Annotated in this window: 1 protein-coding gene; it reads left to right on the forward strand. The window is 29.1% G+C overall.

Annotated features, from left to right (window positions below):
• A partial coding sequence (locus AC1DHT_RS29205; RefSeq protein WP_477761594.1) for a protein rep occupies window positions 1–690 on the forward strand: 690 nt, incomplete at its 5' end.
• Window positions 691–798: the final 108 nt, after the last annotated feature.

Here is a 798-nt window from a genome sequence, read left to right on the forward strand (position 1 = left end):
ATTGAGGAAGTTATTAAAGAAAAACCAAAAGCACGTTGGTTGTTTTTAACACTTTCAACAAAAAATGCGATTGACGGTGAAACTTTAGAACAGAGTTTAAAACATTTAACTAAAGCTTTTGATAGATTGAGTAGATATAAAAAAGTAAAACAAAATTTGATTGGTTTTATGCGTTCAACTGAGGTAACAGTTAATAAAAATGATTGTAGTTATAATCAACATATGCACGTTTTATTGTGTGTTGAAAATGCTTATTTTAGAAAAAAAGAAAATTATATAACGCAAGAAGAGTGGATCAATTTATGGCAAAAAGCACTTCAAGTTGATTACAAACCTGTCGCAAATATCAAAGCAATTAGGCCAAATAAAAAAGGCGATAAAGATATACAAGCTGCAATTAAAGAGACATCAAAATACTCGGTTAAGTCGTCTGATTATTTAACGGGAAATCATGAAAAAGACGCAGAAATTGTTCAAGATTTAGAACAAGGTTTATACAGAAAACGCATGTTGAGTTATGGTGGATTGCTTAAGAAAAAGCATAAACTTTTGAATTTAGATGATGCCGAAGATGGTAACTTAATTCAAACAAGTGATGAAGAAAAAACGACAGAAGAAGAACAAAAAGCTCATTCAATTACGGCAATTTGGAATTTCGAAAAGCAAAATTACTTCTTAAAAAATTTGTAATGTTGTCTAAATATAATAATATTCTTTGTAAGAATTTCAGAAAAATATATACCATATGGAGACCGAATGTATACCAAATGGAGGTAAATTTATGTCTCTATTTGGTAT

Source organism: Pseudomonas sp. 05N432 (genome assembly GCF_056396945.1).